This is a genomic window from Sphingomonas sp. OTU376, assembly GCF_038440415.1.
In the GTDB taxonomy this organism is placed as follows: domain Bacteria; phylum Pseudomonadota; class Alphaproteobacteria; order Sphingomonadales; family Sphingomonadaceae; genus Sphingomonas; species Sphingomonas kyeonggiensis_A.
The window spans coordinates 1-17,579 of the sequence record NZ_JASATQ010000086.1; the positions used below are offsets into that span (position 1 = coordinate 1).

The window sequence follows — 17,579 nt, forward strand, 5'->3', positions numbered from 1 at the left end:
CGGCATCGATGCCCGGGCCAGCAAGAATGTCCGCTTGGGCGTCGCGCTGGAAGGTGCAGCCGGCGAGAACACCCGTGAGGGCCGCGCGTCGGTGCGGGTGAAGATCGGCTTCTAAGGGAGCTTCGGCGCGGCGCGCGGAGGGGTCTGGAATCCCGCTCTTCGCTGCCGTGCCGGCATCCGGCCTCTTTGGGGGGGGCCGTGGGGGCCCGCGCAGGGGGACTGCGCGGGCTCTCTTTGCTGCGCGCCTTGTAGCCGTCTACGGCAACTGTTCCGTTGCGTAGGGCGCCGCGGTTCCCCCAACCGCAGCGCCCGGCCCTGAGGGGCAGAGAGCCCGCACCGAAAGGTCGTGCGGGCTCTCCCGCTACTTGTCGCCGTCGCCCTCGTCCTCGCCCTGATCGTCGCCCTCGAGATTCCGGGAAGGGTTCTGATCCAGCGAGAAGCCGGGTGCGACGCCGGCCCGCAGCGTCTTGAGGGCGTCGCTTGCATCGGCGCCCGATTGGGTAAGCGTGATCGCCAGCGTGCCGGGGATCACGGTGAGCAGGTAGTTGGCCGACAGCGCCAGCGTCCCCTGCCCGATCGCATAGCGGCCGACCTGCTCGCCCGCAGTCCGCGCCAGCGCGCCACCGAAGCTATCGCCGCTCACCACCGATCCGCCGGTGACGGCATAGGTGAATGCGGGATCGGGCTGGCCGAGGAGCTTGGTCATGTCGGCCACCGTCACCGTAACCGCACGGCGGGTGATGTCGGCGGTAACCGGCGTGCTCGACAGGGTGACGGTGTAGTTCGCCGCATCCACGCCCGAGAGCGCAAGGCCGCTCACCTGCACCGTGCGGCCGGTGCCGGCATTGGCATCCGCGAAGCGATAGCTCGCCGTACCGGTTACCGTGTCGCCCGAGATCAGCCCGGTCAGCGCGATGCGGCCCGTGGCGGTGGTGGTGCCGTCATAGGTCCGGCTGTCCGCCGTGGCGGTGGCGCTGATCGCCTTGGGGGAGATCACGGCGCTGCCGCTGGCGGTGCCGCTGACCGTGTAGTTGGCCGCATCGGCACCGTTGAGCGCCAGGCCCGTGGCGGTGGCGATGCGGGTGCCGGCATTCTTGCTGTCGAAGGCGATGCCCGCGGCAGTGACGCCAACCGTGTCACCCGCGATAAGACCGCTCAGGCCGAGCGTGCCGGTGGCGGCCGTGGTGCCGTCATAGACCCGCCCGTTCGCCGCCAGCGTGGCGGTGATCGCCTTGGCGAGGATATTGGCCAGGGCGGTCGCGGTAGTGCCGGTCAGCACATAATTGCCCGCGTCGCCGCCCGACAGACCGATCCCGCTCGCAGTCACCGTGCGGCCCGTGCCCGCGTTCTTGCTGTCGAAGGCCATGCCGGCGCTGGTCGCCGAGACCGCGTCACCGGCGACCACGCCGTTCAGCCCAAGCGCGCCGGTGGCGGCCGTGGTGCCGTCATAGGTCTTGCCGTTGGCCGACAGGGTCGCCGTGATCGACTTGGCAAGGATGTCCGCCAATGCCGTCGCACTGGTGCCGGTCAGCACATAATTGCTCGCATCCACGCCCGAGAGGCTGACCCCGCTAGCGGTCACCGTGCGGCCCGCGCCGGCATTCTTGCTGTCAAAGGCGTAGCTGCCGGCCGCGCTCACCTGGTCGTTGCCGACCAGACCGCCCAGGCTCAGCGTGCCGGTGGCGGCAGTGGTGCCGTCATAGGTCTTGCCATTGGCCGACAGGGTCGCGGTGATCGCCTTGGCAAGGATGTCCGCCAGCGCCGTCGCGCTGGTACCGGTCAGCACATAGTTGCCCGCGTCCACCCCCGACAGGGTGATCCCGCTTGCAGTGACCGTACGGCCCGTGCCCGCATTCTTGCTGTCAAAGGCATAGCTGCCGGCCGCACTCACCTGGTCGTTGCCGATCAGCCCGCCAAGGCCCAGCGTGCCGGTGGCGGCGGTAGTGCCGTCATAGGTCTTGCCATTAGCCGACAGCGTCGCCGTGATCGCCTTGACCAGGATCTCCGCCAGCGCAGTCGTGCTGCCGGCCGAAAGGACATAGTTGCCCGCATCAGCGCCCGACAGGGTGATGCCGTTCGCCGTGACGAGATGCGTGCCGGCATTCTTGCCGTCAAAGGCCATGCCGGTGCTGTTCGCCGACACCGTGTCGCCCGCGATCAACCCGTTCAGGCTCAGCGTGCCAGTGGCGCCCAGCGTGCCGTCATAGGTCTTGTCGTTGGCGGTCAGTATCGCGCTGATCACGCGCGGATCGATCACGACCGTGCCGGGCACGAAGGCAAAGGTGTAACCCATCTCCGAGCTGAGCGTGCCCAGCGAGCTATAGGCGAAATAGGTGCCGGCATCGCTGCCGACGCCGCTGATCGCTGCCGCGCCGCCATAGGCATTGGCGGCACTGTCGCCATTGACCAGACCGGTGATCGTCGTGGTGACGTTCGGTACGGTGCCATCATAGACGAGGTGCAGACTCGACGGGGTGACCGTCAGCACCGGGCGATAGCCATAGACGAAGCGATTGCCTGCATTCGGCGCGGTAGCGAAGCTGCCGGTGCCGAAATCATAGGCGTCGCCATAATAGCTGGTCCCCGCCAGCCCGCCGAAATCGTTGAGCGGGTCGGAGGCGCCGGGATTGCCGCCCGTCTGGGTATAGACCAGCCAGCGGCCGTTCGAGGCGCTCAGCGCGCCTGCCCCGGCCAGGTTGGTGAACCGGCCGTCCGAGGCGAGCACGATCGCATCGCCCGAAGCGGCGGAGACGATGCTGCCATTGGGGCTGATCTCCAGCCCCCCATGCGAGGCGATCGAGACGGCGCCGCCGTTGCCCTGGACGAGCCCGTCGATCACCAGCGAGGTCATATTGCTGAGCTTCAGGCCATTGGCCGAGAAGTCGTCGAGCGTGCCGATGCGGTTGTCGCCGCCCAGCGTCGCCGCGCCGGTGACGTTACCCTGCAGGCGATCGATGACGATGTACCAGGCATTCTGGGTCAGCCCGCCCGTGACCTGCAGGTCGAGCACGCCGCTCACCTCGACCACGCCGTCGAGGCTGAGGCCCCGGAGGTTGCGCAGCGCGAAGTTCCCGCTGCCGACCGTGACGCTGCCCAGGCTGCCGATGTGCGAACCGGTCCCGCCATTGTCGAGATTGACGTTGCCGCCCATCGCGACCACGCCGAGCGTACTGGCCGAGATGCCGGCGGCGTCGATCCCGCCCGCCACCGAGAACGACACGTCACCGCCGGTAACGGTGCCGACGCTCAGATTGCCCAGGCTGGCGCCGAGGGTGATCACGAAGTGGCCCGACACATTGCCCAGCGTCGTGTTGCCCTGGCCGCTGACGTTGATGAGGCCGGCGCTGGTGGTCAGGTTACCCAGCGCGAGCGTGCCGCCCGGCCCCTGCACCAAGAGAGCGCCCACCGCATCGATGTCGCCAGCCGAGAAATCGCCGGCCGCCACTGCGATCTGCACCGTGCCGCCCTCGATCGCGCCAAGGCCGTCGGCCTGATGAAGGTTGATCGCGAGATTGCCGTCCGCCTGGATGCTCGTGCCGCTCGCCAGCGACCCCGCGTTGCTGAAGATATTGGTGCCAACGACCGAAGCCGTATTGGCGGCGCCGAACTGCAGGTCCCCGCCCGAGACGAGCGAGAAGCTGTTGGTGCCGGTGGACGTCAGCTTCGCGCTGGCCAGCGTCAGATTGCCGCCGGCGTTCAGCGTGATCGCGTTACCTGCCTGCAGGTTACCGATGTTGAGCAAGCCATGCGACGCGTCGATGTCGATCGCGCCGCCAAAGGCGAAGTCGGTCGTGCCGAAGTCGAAATCGCCGACCGTGTCGGTGATGGCGAGCGAGCCCGTGTTCGCGCCACCGGAGGCCAGAGCATTGCCCGAGAAGTTGCCGGCGGTGACCGTATAGTTTCGGCCGACACTGAGCGTGTTCGAGATCGCGGCCGTGCCGGTGCCGGCATCGATCGTGACGTCGCGGCCCTCTGCCCATTGCAGGGCAACGCCCTGACCAATGGCGGTGACGTCGCCGGCTGCGGTCAGCGCCAGTCCGCCGGTGATAGCGCCGTCCCGCGCTTCAACCCGGATATCGCCCGAGGAATTGAGCGACCCGGTGGAATTGAGATCGCCATCGGTGTCGATGATCGTCACGTCGCCGAGGCGGGTGGCCCCGCCGAACAGCGAGGGGCTGAGCGTGAAGGTGCCGAAGTCCGCCGCGGTCAGCGCATAGCTGCCACCGCTGCTCTGCGCGTCCATGATGCTGAGCTGACCCGGCGTCGAGACGGTGATGTCGTTGCCACGCAGCAGGTTGATCCCGAGATCGCCTGAGGCGTTCGCGATGCTGACATCGCCGGCGTCGGCGGTAACGCGGTCGAAGACGCCGATCGCGCTGGTAAGGTTGACCGACACGTTGCCGCCAAGCGAGATCACCGTCGCGCCGCCGGTGAAGCACCCGCAGCCTCCCAGCGTTCCACCGACCTGGATATCGTTGCCGGCAGCCGCGAGCGTTCCGGCATCGGCGCCTAGCGTGACATTGCCCTGCCCCGTCAGAGTGAAGCCATTGCCTGCGATCACGCCGCGCACCGTGGCTTCGCCGCCTGCCACGAAATCGCTGAGGCCGCCGACCGAGATCTGGTTCATCGCCAGGTCGCCAAACGCACTGACGAACGCCACGCCCGAAGCGGTCAGGTTGTCGAGCGTGATCCCGCCATTGGTGCTCGACAGGTCGGCATCACCGCTCGAGCTGAGCGACGCCGCGCGGATCGTCGATCCCACGATCTCGATATACTGGCCGGAAAGGTTGCTGATCGCAGTAGTGTCGACGGTGCCGTCGGCCACCAGATGGATACCGTTCGCGGTGATCCCGGCGCCGCCCAGCGTCAGGTTGCCGCCACTGGCCTCGAGCAGGAGAACTCCGCCCCGGGCGGAATTCACGAAGATCGAACCCGCCCCGGTGATGGCGGTGGCGTCGCCAGCAAGCCCGGCAAGCGTGTCGATCGACAGGTTGCCATGCTGCACCTCGACCCAGGCCGTGTTGGCCTGAACCAGGTCCAGCGCCGCGGAATGGTCGAGATACACCCGGGCGCCGGTCGATCCGAGGATCGAGACGGTGCCGGTGGAGCCCGCCGCGCGCTCGAAATAATGGTCGCCGGTGATCGAAGCGTCATCGTCCGCGCCAAGTTTCGCCGCGCCGATAACGCTCTGCACGCTAAGGCTACCGGTCGCGCCGGTGAGCTTCGCCTGGCGCAGCGTGGCGTTGCCGAACAGCGAATAGACACTGATATCGCCGCCCGCACTGGCATTGCCGACCGTGGCGGCGCCGAACTGGGCCGACACGCTGGCATTGGTGCCCGCCTCGATACTGCCGGTCACGTTGAGCGCCTGGCTGCTGCGAAGCGTCGCGCTGCCGCTATCGGCGATAGCCTGGAAGATCGTGAAGCTGCCGCTGGTGGCGGAGACGTCGAGGTCGGTCGCCGCGATCAGCTGGTAGACATCGGCCGAATTGGCGGTGCCCGTCACCGCACCGGACAGCGAGCGGATCGTGCCGTTGCTGAGCAGGCCGGCGACCGAGAAGTCGATATCGCCCGCATATTCGAGCGTGTTGCCGCCCATGTCGAGCGCGCCCGTGGCGGTCAGCGCCCAGGTGCCGCCGCGCGTGCCGCCCGGCGCAAGCGCCGCGCCCGCGAAATTGCGGCCGGTGAGCGTATAGTCGTTGGCGACGAGCAGGAAATTGCGAACGTCGATCGTGCCTGCATTGGCGACCAGCGTGACATTGTTCCCGCTGAGGCCGCCGATGCCGATATTGGCGGCGCGGATCTCCACATCCCCGTTCGCGCCGAGTTGGACGCCGGTGTCGGCGTCGAGCGCGCCGGCCGCGATTTTGATCAGGATGTTCCCGGTCGCGCCGATCGAGGTCGGCAGGAAGAGGTTGCCGTTGTCCTGGGTGATGGTCAGGTTGACGATGCCGCAGCCACAGGGCGACAGCGCGCCCGCGTTGAAGCCGGCGCCGCTCCACAGCGTGTAGTCGCCGGTGACGGTCACCCCGGTCGCATTGACCGAACCCAGCACCGAGCGCAGCGAGACATTGCCGCCCGAAACGGTGTCCAGCATCAGGTCGCCCGTATTAACCTGGGCCTGGACCGCGCCCGAGACGGCGGCGACCGAGAGCGCATTGTTCATGCGGTAGAGATTGACGGTCGCGCCGCCCGCGCCCGCGTTGATCGCCGCGCTGCCCGTCCAGCCGTTGAACTCCAGGGTATTGTCCGCCGAGATGCTCGCCGGGCTGACCGCGCCGAGGGTCACGCCGCTGCCGCTGAACAGCATGTTGTGGTCATCGGCTTCGTTGTCGACACCGCTCGTGCCGATCAACGCCCCCACGATCGACACCGCCGTCGCCGCGGAGACCGCGATGTCGTCGCCGGCCCGGACGGTGAACAGGCTGACCGCGCCATTGTGGCTGGTCACCGAGACATCGCCGCCCGCGTCGATCGCCGAGGTGATCGAGACGAAGCTGTCCGCCTCGAGCGATAGGTTGCCGGCCGCGGTGACGGTGGGCGAGCCGATCGTCAGGCTGCCGCCTGCCACGGTGACGCTAGCATCGCCCGGGCTGGCGAGCGCGGTAAGGACGAGGTCGCCGACATTCCTGATGCCGATGTCGCCGGTCATGGTGCTCAGCGAGAGCGTGCCGAAACGGTTGTTGCCCAGCAGGCTGATGCCATTCCGCGCCGACAGCGTGGTCGAACTGGCGGTGATCGCCCCGCCCGACTGCGTGATCTGGCCGCCGGTCGAAGTCAGCTGGACGGCGTCGGCGACGATATCCGCGGTTATGTCAAAATCGGCTGCCTGCGAGAAGCTGAACAGCGTCGGGTCGATCAGGCCGAGGCGCAGGATGTCCTGGTTGGTGAGGACGACGTCGCCGATCGCCTGGATGTTGAGCGTGCCGGTGTGCAGCACGCCGGTGCCGCTGTTCTGGATCGCCGGCCCCGACGCCAGCGTGCTGATCAGCGAGATGCTGTGGCTGCGATCGGTCGTGACATCGCCAACGATGGTCAGCGAACGATCGGTTGCGACCGCGATGTCACCGTTCGTGGCGGTGATCGTGCCCAGCGCCGAGATATGGTTGGCGCCGGTCAGCAGGAAGTTGCCGGTGGCCATGCCCTCGATATTGGCGGCGCTGACGATCGAACCGCTGGCCTGGGTGACCGAACCGTTGGCGGCGCTGAGGAATACACCGCCCCCACCGCCCGCCTGGACGACTCCGGTGATATCCACCGACGCGGCGCCGAGCCCGATATAGCCGCTGCCGGTCAGGATATCGCCGAAATGGCCGACAGTGTCGGTGCCGAAATTCAGGCTGATGTCGCCGGTGATGTTCTGGGCGCTGATCGTGCCGCTGATGGCGCTGTGCGCGCCGGAGGCGGTGATCGCGTTGTAAGCGCGAAGGTACAGATCGCCGTCCACCACCGCACTGTTAAGATAGATGCCGCCCATCGAGGTGGTGACGCTGGCATCGCCGTTGAAGTTTAGATTGAGCTCGAGCTGGCTCGACGACGCAATGATGCCGGTCAGCGTCGCGGTGCCGGCACTGCCGGTGTTGCTGAGGCTGATCATCTGCGCCCGCAGCGCGCCGTTCGAGCCCATGCCGAGCGCAAAATCGGTCGCCAGGCCCGAACGGACAAAGGCGATGCTGTTGGCGGCGTTGATATAGCCGGTGATCGCGGTCTGGCCGACGCCGACCGAGATATTGTTGCCGAACAGATAGCCGAGGCGGTCGATCAGATTGTCGCCGGTCAGTTCGATATCGTTGCCGGTGGCATCGACGTTGAGCAGGCTGGCCTTGACCGAGTCCGCGGTGATGCGGCCGACGGTGAGGTCGACCGTGCCGTTCACGGCCGAGATCAGGTTGCCGCCCAGGATGTTGGAGGTGGTGATGACCGTAATGCCGCCGTTCTGCGACACCAGCCGATCGATATAGTTGAAGGTTCCGCCGTTCAGATCGATGTTGCCAGCCGCGGTGACATCGACAGTGTTGGCGGTGAACAGAGCGCCGGGGTTGGATACGCTGCCGGTATCCGAATAGAGGCCGAACTTGCCGCCGACGACGCTGTTGCCGCTGGCCCAGAGCTCGATGTCGCCGACGTTGCGGAAGAGGAAATCGCCGCTGGTGGTGACCAGCCCGAGCTGATCGACCACATTGGCCTGGCGCAGATCGGCGCTACCCGCATTGACCGCCAGCGACTGGGCGGTGATCGTGCCGCCGGTCTGGGTGATGCCCGCGCCGCCGTTCAGCGAGGCAGTGGTGCCGGCGGTGACGTCGCCGGTCAGCGCATAGGCGGTCGAGCCGTAATAGGTCAGCTCGGTGCCGGCACTGAGCTTGGCGAGAGTGCCGATCACATTGCTCTGGTTGAACGAGATCGAGCCATGCGCCGTCGCGGCGAGCGAGCCGCCGTTCATCACGCCCGACTGCCAGATATTGCCGTTGGTCGAAGTCAGGTCGATCGCGCCGGTGGTCCCGGCATCGATCCCGCCGACGGTAAAGGCCCCGTCGTTCACGAAGGTCACGTTGTCGCCGCTCAGCGAGACGGTGCCGCCGGCATCGACAAGATTGGCCGCATCGAGCGTGACGTCGCCAGCAGCGTTGACGTAGAGCCAGCCCGCCTTGATCCGCCCCCCGGTCTGGTCGACCGCGCCGCCGGCATCGAGGCTGAAATAGCCGCTCGCATCGATGTTGCCGGTCAGCGCGACCGCGTCGAGGCTCTTGATCTCGACGTCGCCGAAGCTGCTGCTCAGCGTGCCGAGCGCGGCGATATGGTTGGCGGCGCCATCAAGGGTCACACTGCCATAGCCGCTGGCATTAAGCAGATTGGCGGTGATCGAACCGGAGGTCTGGCGCACGAAGCCACCATTCGCGGTGCCGCCCAGCGTGACGGTGTCGCCGCGAATATCGCCCTGGATATCGAGCAGGCCCGACAGGATCGAGACGTCGCCGGTGGTCGTGGTCGCCCCGTAGACATAGCTCAGATTGCCGGTGATCGAGATGCCGGTCGCCGCCTGAAGCGTGACGCCGCCGCTGTTGACCGCACCGCCCGCCATCGAGATAGAGCCGTTCTGGCTGGTCAGGAAGGTCTGGAACATCCCGTTCTGGAGCGCACCCGCTATGGTGAAGCTGCCGTCGTTGACGAACTCGAACTGGTAGCCGCTGAATCCGCCGATCGAACTGACGTGACTGGCGGTGTTCAGGAAGACGCCGCCGCCGATCGGGTTCACGGTCAGGAGGTTGGCGGTGATGTTGCCGCCGCTGATGTCGCCGCCATTGTAGATCGTGACATTGTGGCTGCCGGCATCGATAGCGTCGATCTGCAGCGCCACCTCGTTGCGCAGGCTGAGGTCCGACCCGGTCGAGATCAAGCCGATGCGGCTGATCCGGTTGCCGGTGTTGTCGAGCACGACATTGGTGCCGGTCGCCGAGAAGGTGCCCGCAAGGATCGACGTGCCGGCGAGCTGAGTGACGCTGCCGGTATCCGAGATCATCTCGACGATGTGACCGGCGGCGCTGATGTCGCCGAGCGCAAAGTCGCCGGTGTTGCGGAAGCGCAGGTCCTTGCCGTTCGAGTTCAGCGTCGCATTGCCGACCTGGTTGTGGTTGAGCAGGCTGATGCCGTTGGCGGCCCCCACGCCGCTCGTCGCCTCGAGGAAGTCGCTGTGGATCGCGCCGGTGCCGACCTGGGTGATGTCGCCGCCAGCGACAAGCTTCACCAGGTCGTGCGCGGTGATCTCGCCGTCGAGCGCCAGGCCCGTGGTGGTGCGCACCGAGATCCCGTCGAGCGCGGTGATGGCGTTGAGCGTGCCGATCGAATTGAGCTGATCGAGCACGATGTCGCCGCCGACGGCGCTGGCAGTCAGCCGGTCGGCCGTGATCGCGACCGTCTGGGTGATGTCGCCGCTGTCCGCAGCGAGCGAGAGCAGGCCCGGCGCGTTCACCGTGCCGAGCAGGATCGCGTTCGCCGAGTGGAAGAAGATGTTGCCGACGTTCGAGGAGAAGGAACTGGCCGTGGTGCTGCCGACATTGTTGGCGCTGTCGAGCCGGATCAGGCCATAGGCCGACGAGGCGATGTTGCCGGCGGTGATGATGCCGCCGCTCTGGGTGAGCCCGCCGCTGGTCGAATCGAGCGTTACCTGCTGTCCCGCGGCAGTGACGTTGCCGGTGAGTTCATAGCCCAGGAAATTGTTGAACGAGATGCCGCCCGAAACTGCATTCGACAGCCCGGCGATCTCGCGGATGTTGTTGTTCGCGTGGAGCTGCACGCCGGTCTGGGCGCTGACGCCAAGCGATTGGGCGGAGATCATGCCGGCCGCGGCCTGGCTGACCGCGCCATTGAGCGACGTGAGCGAAACCGCCTGGCCGGTCGCGGTGATGCCGCCGTCGATGCGCAGATCGCCGCTGTTGGTCAGCACGATGCCGCCGCTGGTGCTGTTGGTCGCCTCGGAGATCGAACCGATCGTGTTGCCCGAGTTGCTGAAGTCGATGCCAGTCGCCGCCTGAAGCTTGACGTAACCGACACCCAGGGCAGTGGACTGAGTGATCGATCCGGTATCGGAGATCAGCGTCAGCAAACCCCCGCCGTAATAGAAGCTGAAGTCGCTGTTGGCGACGATGTCGCCCTGGTTACGGAACGCGATCGCGAGCCCGCTCGAGTTGAGATAGTTGCCGGTCGCGCCGACCTGGTTCGCCCCGACCAGGCTGATGTCGCCGCCCGTTGCCGAAATGCGACCGGCAACGATCCGACCGGTACCGCTCTGGGTGATCGCGCCATCGGTGGACAGGCCGATGCCGGTGGCGGCGGTGATCGTGCCGGCGCTCTGGTTGAGCGTGTGGCCGCTGAGCTCGATGCCGCCCGCTGCGGTGACGTCGCCGATGATGGCGAGGTTCGAGTTCGAGCCGTTGATCTGGATATCCTCGCCGCTTGTGACCGCGTCGAGGGTGTTGAGGCTGGTGAAGTCGAGATAGAAATCGCCGTTGGCGCTGCCGGTGAGCCGGTCCGCGCTGAGATAGCCGTTGCTGTAGACGGCGCCGCCCGAATAGAGCGCCAGCGTGCCGCCCACGGTGCCGTTGTTCATCGTAATGTCGGCGGGCGTGTGCACGGTCAGCGAGCCGCCGACCGACAGGCTCTGGGCGATCGTGGTGGCGAGCGCCGAGCGCAACGTCGCGTCGCCGGTGACGTTCAACCCGAAGGTGCCGACCAGATTGGCGTTGTCCAGGATCGCCGAGGCGTTGGTGCCGGTGGTCGTGACGTTGAGCCGGTTGGCGGTGATGACGTTGCCGGTCGCCTGGCTGAGGCCGTCTTCCGCGGTGATCGAGACGGTCTGTCCGGCGGCGGTGATGTCGCCTTCCAGGGTGACGTTGCCGAGCAGGTTGAGCGCGATGCCGCCGCTGCCGCTGTTGGTGATCGTGCCGAGATGGTTGGCGGCGATCTGCCCACCGGCGCCCGCCGCCGAGTAGATGCCGTTGGCAGCGGAGAGGGTCAGCGTGCCGGCCGAGGACGAGCCCGCGCCGGTGAAATTGATGTTGCCGCCCGAGGTGATCGTCGCCGCGCCGGTGGCGTTCAGCCGGAGGTTGAGGTCGCCATAGGACAGGAAGCTGCCGCTCCCCATCGTGATATTGGCCTGGCCGCCGACGATGTTGATGACATTGCCCATGTCGAGCGTGCCGGCGGTGTTCAGGTTCAGATTATAGGTGTTGATCACCCCGCCCGGGCCCTGGGTGATGCCGGCGGCATTGGTGATCGTGGTGGTGCCGCTGACCACGATGTTGCCGTTCAGGCCAAGCACCCCGGTCGACAGGTTTGAATTGGCGGTGAAGTCGCCGCCGTCGATCTGGATGGAATCGAGATTGTCGAGCGCGTTGGCGCCCAGCGTGGCGCTGCCGTTCATCAGGCGGAGCCGCAGATATCCACCGGTGATCGTGCCGCTGTCCTGCGTGAGGTCGCCGTCGCCGACGAAGAAATAGACATACTGGCCCGGCGCGGTCACATCGCCGGCGATGCGCATGTCGACATCGGAAGCGATGGCGATCCCGACATTGGCGGCGCTGCTGCTGTTGGTCAGGCCGTCGACGGTGTGGATCTGGTTGCCGATCTGGCTGAGCACCAGCCCATCGACCGCCGAGGCGGTGAGATGGTTGGCGATAACGGTCCCGCTGTTCTCACGGATCTCGCCGGCATCCGCGATGAGCGTGACATGGTCGCCGCGCACATTGCCGGCGATCTGGAAGCCGTTGATGTCGTGGAAGCGCACATCGCCATCGGCGGTGAGCGCGCCCAGCGTACCGACGTCGTTGGCAGCACCCAGCGTGATCGCGCCGGTAGCGCCGCCGGCGGTGGCATAGAGCGACGCGGCGGTTAGCGTGCCGCTGGTCTGGATGATCGCACCCTGCGCACCGAGCGTAAGCCTGCCGCCGACAGCGACGTTGTTGAGCAGGCTGAGCGACGTGCTGCTCGTCGTGATCGTGGCATCGCCCGAGGCGCTGAGAGCGCCGAGATAGGTGAAGCTGTTGGCGGCGTTGCCGAAGCTGATGGTGCCACGCTCCGCAATCGCGGACAGCGCGGTGGCGCTTATGGCGCCCGTCGAAGTGATCGAGCCATTGTCCGAGGTCAGCGCCAGGTTGCCGCCCGAGGTGAAGCCGCCGAGTGCGTCGAGATCGATCGATCCTGCGTTGCGCAGGATCAGGCCGCCATTCGTGGCGACGGAAACCGAGCTGCCGGCGCTGTTGAAGCTGTTCGCACCGTTGAAGATGATCGCGTAACTGCTCAGCGCGATGGTGTTGGCCACGACCCGGGTGGTGGTGCCGATCTGGCTCAGGTTGCCCACGCTGGTGAGGTGGACGTCGTCGCCGGTGATCGTGCCGCCGAACTGCGAGATTCCGCCCGTATTCGCCCGCAGGTCCACGGTGCCTAGCGTGCTCGTACCGGCGGTGACGTCGCCGAGGATCTGGAAGCTGTTGGCGTCGGTGAGCAGCACATTCCCCGACGTCGTGATCAGCTTGCTGACGCTGTTCACGTCCGTATTGAACGTGAGGTCGATCGCCCCGCCTGCGGTGAGCGACAGGTCGCCCGCCCGAATATAGGCTCCGAGCACGCCGCCCGCGGTGGTGACGACCGCGTTGCCCGTGGTGCTGACGGTGAGGTCGAGCGTGGAGGTGCCGGCATTGTTGAAGGTGACGGTGCCGCCGCCCTGCGACGTGCCACCGAAGCTGCTGAGGCTGTTGGCCTTGTCGAGCGTGATGCTGCCGGCCGCGCCGGTGAGCACGGTGTTGCCGGTCACGATGCCGGCGCTCTGGGTGATCGAGCCGATATTGGCGATCAGGCTGGCGGCGAAGAAGTTGCTGGTCGCGGTCAGGTCGATGCTGCCATCGGCGACCAGCGTGAAGCCGCTGTTGACCGAGGACGCGCCCAGGTTGATGTCGCCGGCGGTGTAGACCGTGGCGTTGACTGCGGAAACGGTGAGCGTGTCGGCATCGACCTTGCCATGCGGCGTCGTGACGACGCCGACCGTGGTGGTGCCGGTGGTGATATTGCCACCGCTGGCGAGCGCGACGGTGCCGGGCGCGGTGATGTTGCCCTCGATGGCGAAGCCGTTGGTGTCCGCGATCCGGATGTCGCCGGTGGCGGTGGTAAGTCCGGTGAGCGTCGTGAAGTTGTTGGCCTGGGTCAGATTGATGCCGGTGGCGGCGTTCGCGATCAGCGTAGCGACGGCGATAGCGCTCGTCTGGCCGATGCTGCCGGTATCCGACGTCAGCGTGAGCGTGCCGAAGCTGTTGGCGGTGCCCGGCAGCGTGATGCTGCCAAGGTTGCGGATCGTGACGTTCTTGCCGTTGCCGTGGCCGAAATCGAGCAGCTGACCGAAATTGTTCGCGCCGCCGAGCAGCAGGTCGCCGCTCGTGCCCGTGTAGAGCCGGTCCGCGGTGATCGCGCCGGCGGGCTGGTTGATCCCCTGGATGGCGTAGATATTGACGCCGCCGCCGGTGATGTTGCCCGTCAGGCCGAGCAGCGAGTCGCTGAAGATGTCGATATCGGTGCCGCCGGTGTTCCTGGCGGTCAGGTCGCCGAGCGAACCGATGTGATTGTTGCCATAGTTGAAGACGAGCTTGCCGTTGGCGGCAGTGGCGCTCAGCCTGTCGGCGTTGATCGGGCCGCCGATGATGTCGCCGGTATCGGAAATCAGCGTGGTGTAGTGGTTGCTGCCGGCCTGGTTGGCGGATCCGCTCATGTTGATCGTGCCGACCGCGCGCAGCGTCAGGTCATGGGTGACCGTATACATGCTGATCGCGCTGATCTCGTTGGCGCCGATCAGCGACACATCGGTGGCGCGGAGGCTCAGGCCGTAATCGCCGGTCACCACCTTCGCGCTGGCGTCCTGGAGGACCGACTCGGCGGCATCGAGCTCGATGCTGTAACCGCTGATCGTGCCGCTGTACTGCTGGAGCGAGCCACCACTCGAGTTCAGGCGGACATAGTTGGAGCCGGTCCCGCCGCTTGCGGTGACATCGCCGTCGAGGTTGATGTCACCCTGGTTCTCGACGTCGATCGCACCGGCCGACGAGGTCAGATAACGATAGCTGCCGACGTTGATGGTGACGGTCTGGTCGCTCAGATAGACACCACCGTCCGAGTTGATCCCCACCGAATTGGCGATCACGCTGTCGTTGTTGCCGGCGATGCCGCCGGCATCGACGGTGAGGTCGCCAGTGGTGTCGATCTTGAAGAAGATATCGGCATTGCCTGTGAGATTGATGGCGCCGCCGTTGCTCGAACTCGCCCAGACGATCGCATTGCCGGTGCTGTCGAGCGTGATGCTGTCGCGCGCGGTGGCGGTGACCTTGTTGGCCGTGATCGTGCCGCTGGCGCCGTGCCCGATCGTGCCGAAATTCGCCTTCAGCGTCGCGTCGCCGCCATTGGTGTTGAGCAGGCCGGCGACGGTGAGATTGCCGTCGGTATCGATCGCGAAATTGCCGTTGGTGGTGACGGTGCCGAGCTGGATGTTGTTACCCGCGACCAGATTGGCGCTGGTCGCCGAGACGTTGAGCAGGCCGCCCGCGACGACCAGACCGCCATTGGTGGTGATCGCCCCGCCCGAGGTGAGCGAAAGCGCACCGGCGGCACGCACCTGGCCCGTCAGGTCGAAGGCATTCGCATCGACGATGGTGACGCCGCCGCCCTGGCTGCGGATCGCGCCCAGATGGCTGATAGCGTTCCCTGCATAGTCGAGCACGATGTCGCCGGCTGCATCGGCCTTGAGCGTGCCGGCGATGAAGCGGTCGCTGAAGCTGGTCTGGCTGATCCCACCCGTGTCCGAGATGAGCGAGACGGTGCCGCCGGGCGCCTCGATCTGATAGTCGAGCACGATCGCGCCGACATTGCGCAGCGTGATGTCGTGGCCGGTGCCGCTGTCGTATTGGTCGGTGTCGAGCCGGCCGACCACGTCGATCTGATTCGCCCCGGTCAGCGAGATATTGCCGTTGGTGATGACGTTGAGCCGGTCGGCATCGATGATGCCGCCGGTCTGGCTGAGCCCGGTATTGCCGTAGAGGCTGATGTTCCGGCCGGTGACATTGCCGGTCAGCACCATGCTGCCGTTGTTGGTGGTCAGCAGGATGGACTGGCCGGCAGTGATGGTACCGAGCGAGGCGATCGTGCCGGCGAGGCTGATCGAACCCGCCGCGCTCACGGTCAGGCGCGAGGTGTCGATACCGGAGTTGGTGCTGAGGATGTTCCCGGTATCGGAGATCAGGGTGAGCGCGCCACCCGTGCGATATCCGCCGGTCCCTCCGAGGATCGGGCTGAGATCGATGTTGCCATAGTTGCGCAGCGTCAGGTCGCCGCCCACCGCAAGGTCCGTAATAGTGGTGAAGTCGTTGGCCTCGCCCAGCGTCGTATTGCCGCCGCTGGTCAGCGACAGATTGGTGCCGTGCAGCGTGGCGCCGCTGCCCTGAGTGAGAGTGGTACCAGCCTGCAGCCCGATGCTGCCGCCGGTGAGCGTGGTGCCCGCGTTCTGGGTGAGTGCGCCGAATAGCGACGTCAGCGCAAGGGTATTGGAGCCCGCATTGATCGACTGCGTGACATTGAAACTGCCGGCATTGGTGAAGACGATCGGCCCCATCGTCGAAGCGAATGTGCCGAGATTGCCGACCTGGTTGTTGCGCCCGACGCTGATACCATTGGTCGCGGAGAGGCTCAGCGTATCGGCCGTGACAATGCCGCCGCCCTGGAAGATGTTACCTGCAAGATCGGTGATCGACACCGTCTGGCCCGCAGCATTGATGTTGCCGGCGAGCGTGAGCTGCGACGCGCTATAGCTGACGATGTTGATGCCGCCGCTGGTTGTGTTGGTGATCGTGCCGAGATTGAGGATGCCGTTGTTGCCGACAAGGGATGCGCCCGGCAGGTTGATCCCGGTGACCGCGCTCAGATTGGCCGTGCCCGCCGAGAATGAGCCGTTAATGCTCTGGGTGATCGCCCCGCCCGAACTCAGCGAGATCGTAGCGAAATAGACGGATTGGTCGATCAGGAGATCGGTGGTGGTGTTGAGCGAAAGCGCGCCGTTGCCGGACGTGGCGATGAGCCTGTGGATCCGGTTCGCCTGGTTGAGCGTGACCGTGCTGGCGCCGGTGGTGATCACGCCGAGATAGTCGACGTCGATGATGCCGCCGCTCTGAGTGATCGACCCCGCACCGGCCGTGCGCAGCGAAACGCCCCCGGTGACAGCTGTGGTCGCGGTGATGTTGCCCGCGATGTCGAAGCCATTGGCGTCGCGATAGAGGATGCCGCCATTGGTGCTCGTCGCGCCGCCAAGCGTGGCGATGTCGTTGCTGGTGCTGCTGAGCAACAGGTCGCTGGCGCCGCTCAGGAAGAGCTGGTTCGCGCGGACATAGATGCTGGCGCCGGTGTTCTGGGTGATGCCGCCGGTGTTCGAAGTCAGCCGGAGCGCGCCGCCCGTGGCGTCGATCCGGCCGTTGAGAATGATGTTGCCATCGTTGCGGAAGGTGATGCTGTGGCCGCTGGTGAACAGATTGGCGTTGAGCCCGCTCACCGTGGTGACCGCGTTCGCCTGGTCGAGCGTGATGTTGTTGTTGGCGGTCGCGTTCAGCGTGTCCGCAGTGATCTTGGTGCCGGCGTTCTGGGTGATCCCGCCATTCATCGCGAGCAGAGTCACATTCGTGGCGGTGATGTCGCCGGTGAGGGCGAAGCCGGGGAGATCGGTGCCGATCTCGATGTCGCCGCCCGCGGTCATCGCACCGAGCGAGCCGATCAGATGACCGCCGCCGCCAAGCAGGATCGACCCGTTCAGCGCCGTGGCGGTCAGCTTCGTGGTGGTGACGACATTGCCGGCACTGATGTCGCCGGTGTCCGAGGTCACGGTCAGCGCACCGCCCAGGGTGGCGCCGCCGCCGACCGTAGGATCGAGATCGATGCTGCCCAGGTTGCGCAGCGTCAGGTCGCGGCCGCGGGAGAGATCGGGGCTGCGGGGGGAGTAGGTTTCCGGGCCCAGCGCCCCAATTCCGGGGGTGGGGGGGGGCAGGGGGCCGCCCGGCCCCGCC

Annotated in this window: 1 protein-coding gene; it reads right to left on the reverse strand. The window is 66.4% G+C overall.

The window, feature by feature from the left end; genetic code table 11:
• Positions 1–361: 361 nt before the first annotated feature.
• Positions 362–17,398 (reverse strand): YDG domain-containing protein, encoded by a 17,037-nt coding sequence (locus AAHM44_RS22570; RefSeq protein ID WP_342251401.1) that lies wholly within the window; start codon positions 17,396–17,398, stop codon positions 362–364.
• Positions 17,399–17,579 lie beyond the last annotated feature (181 nt).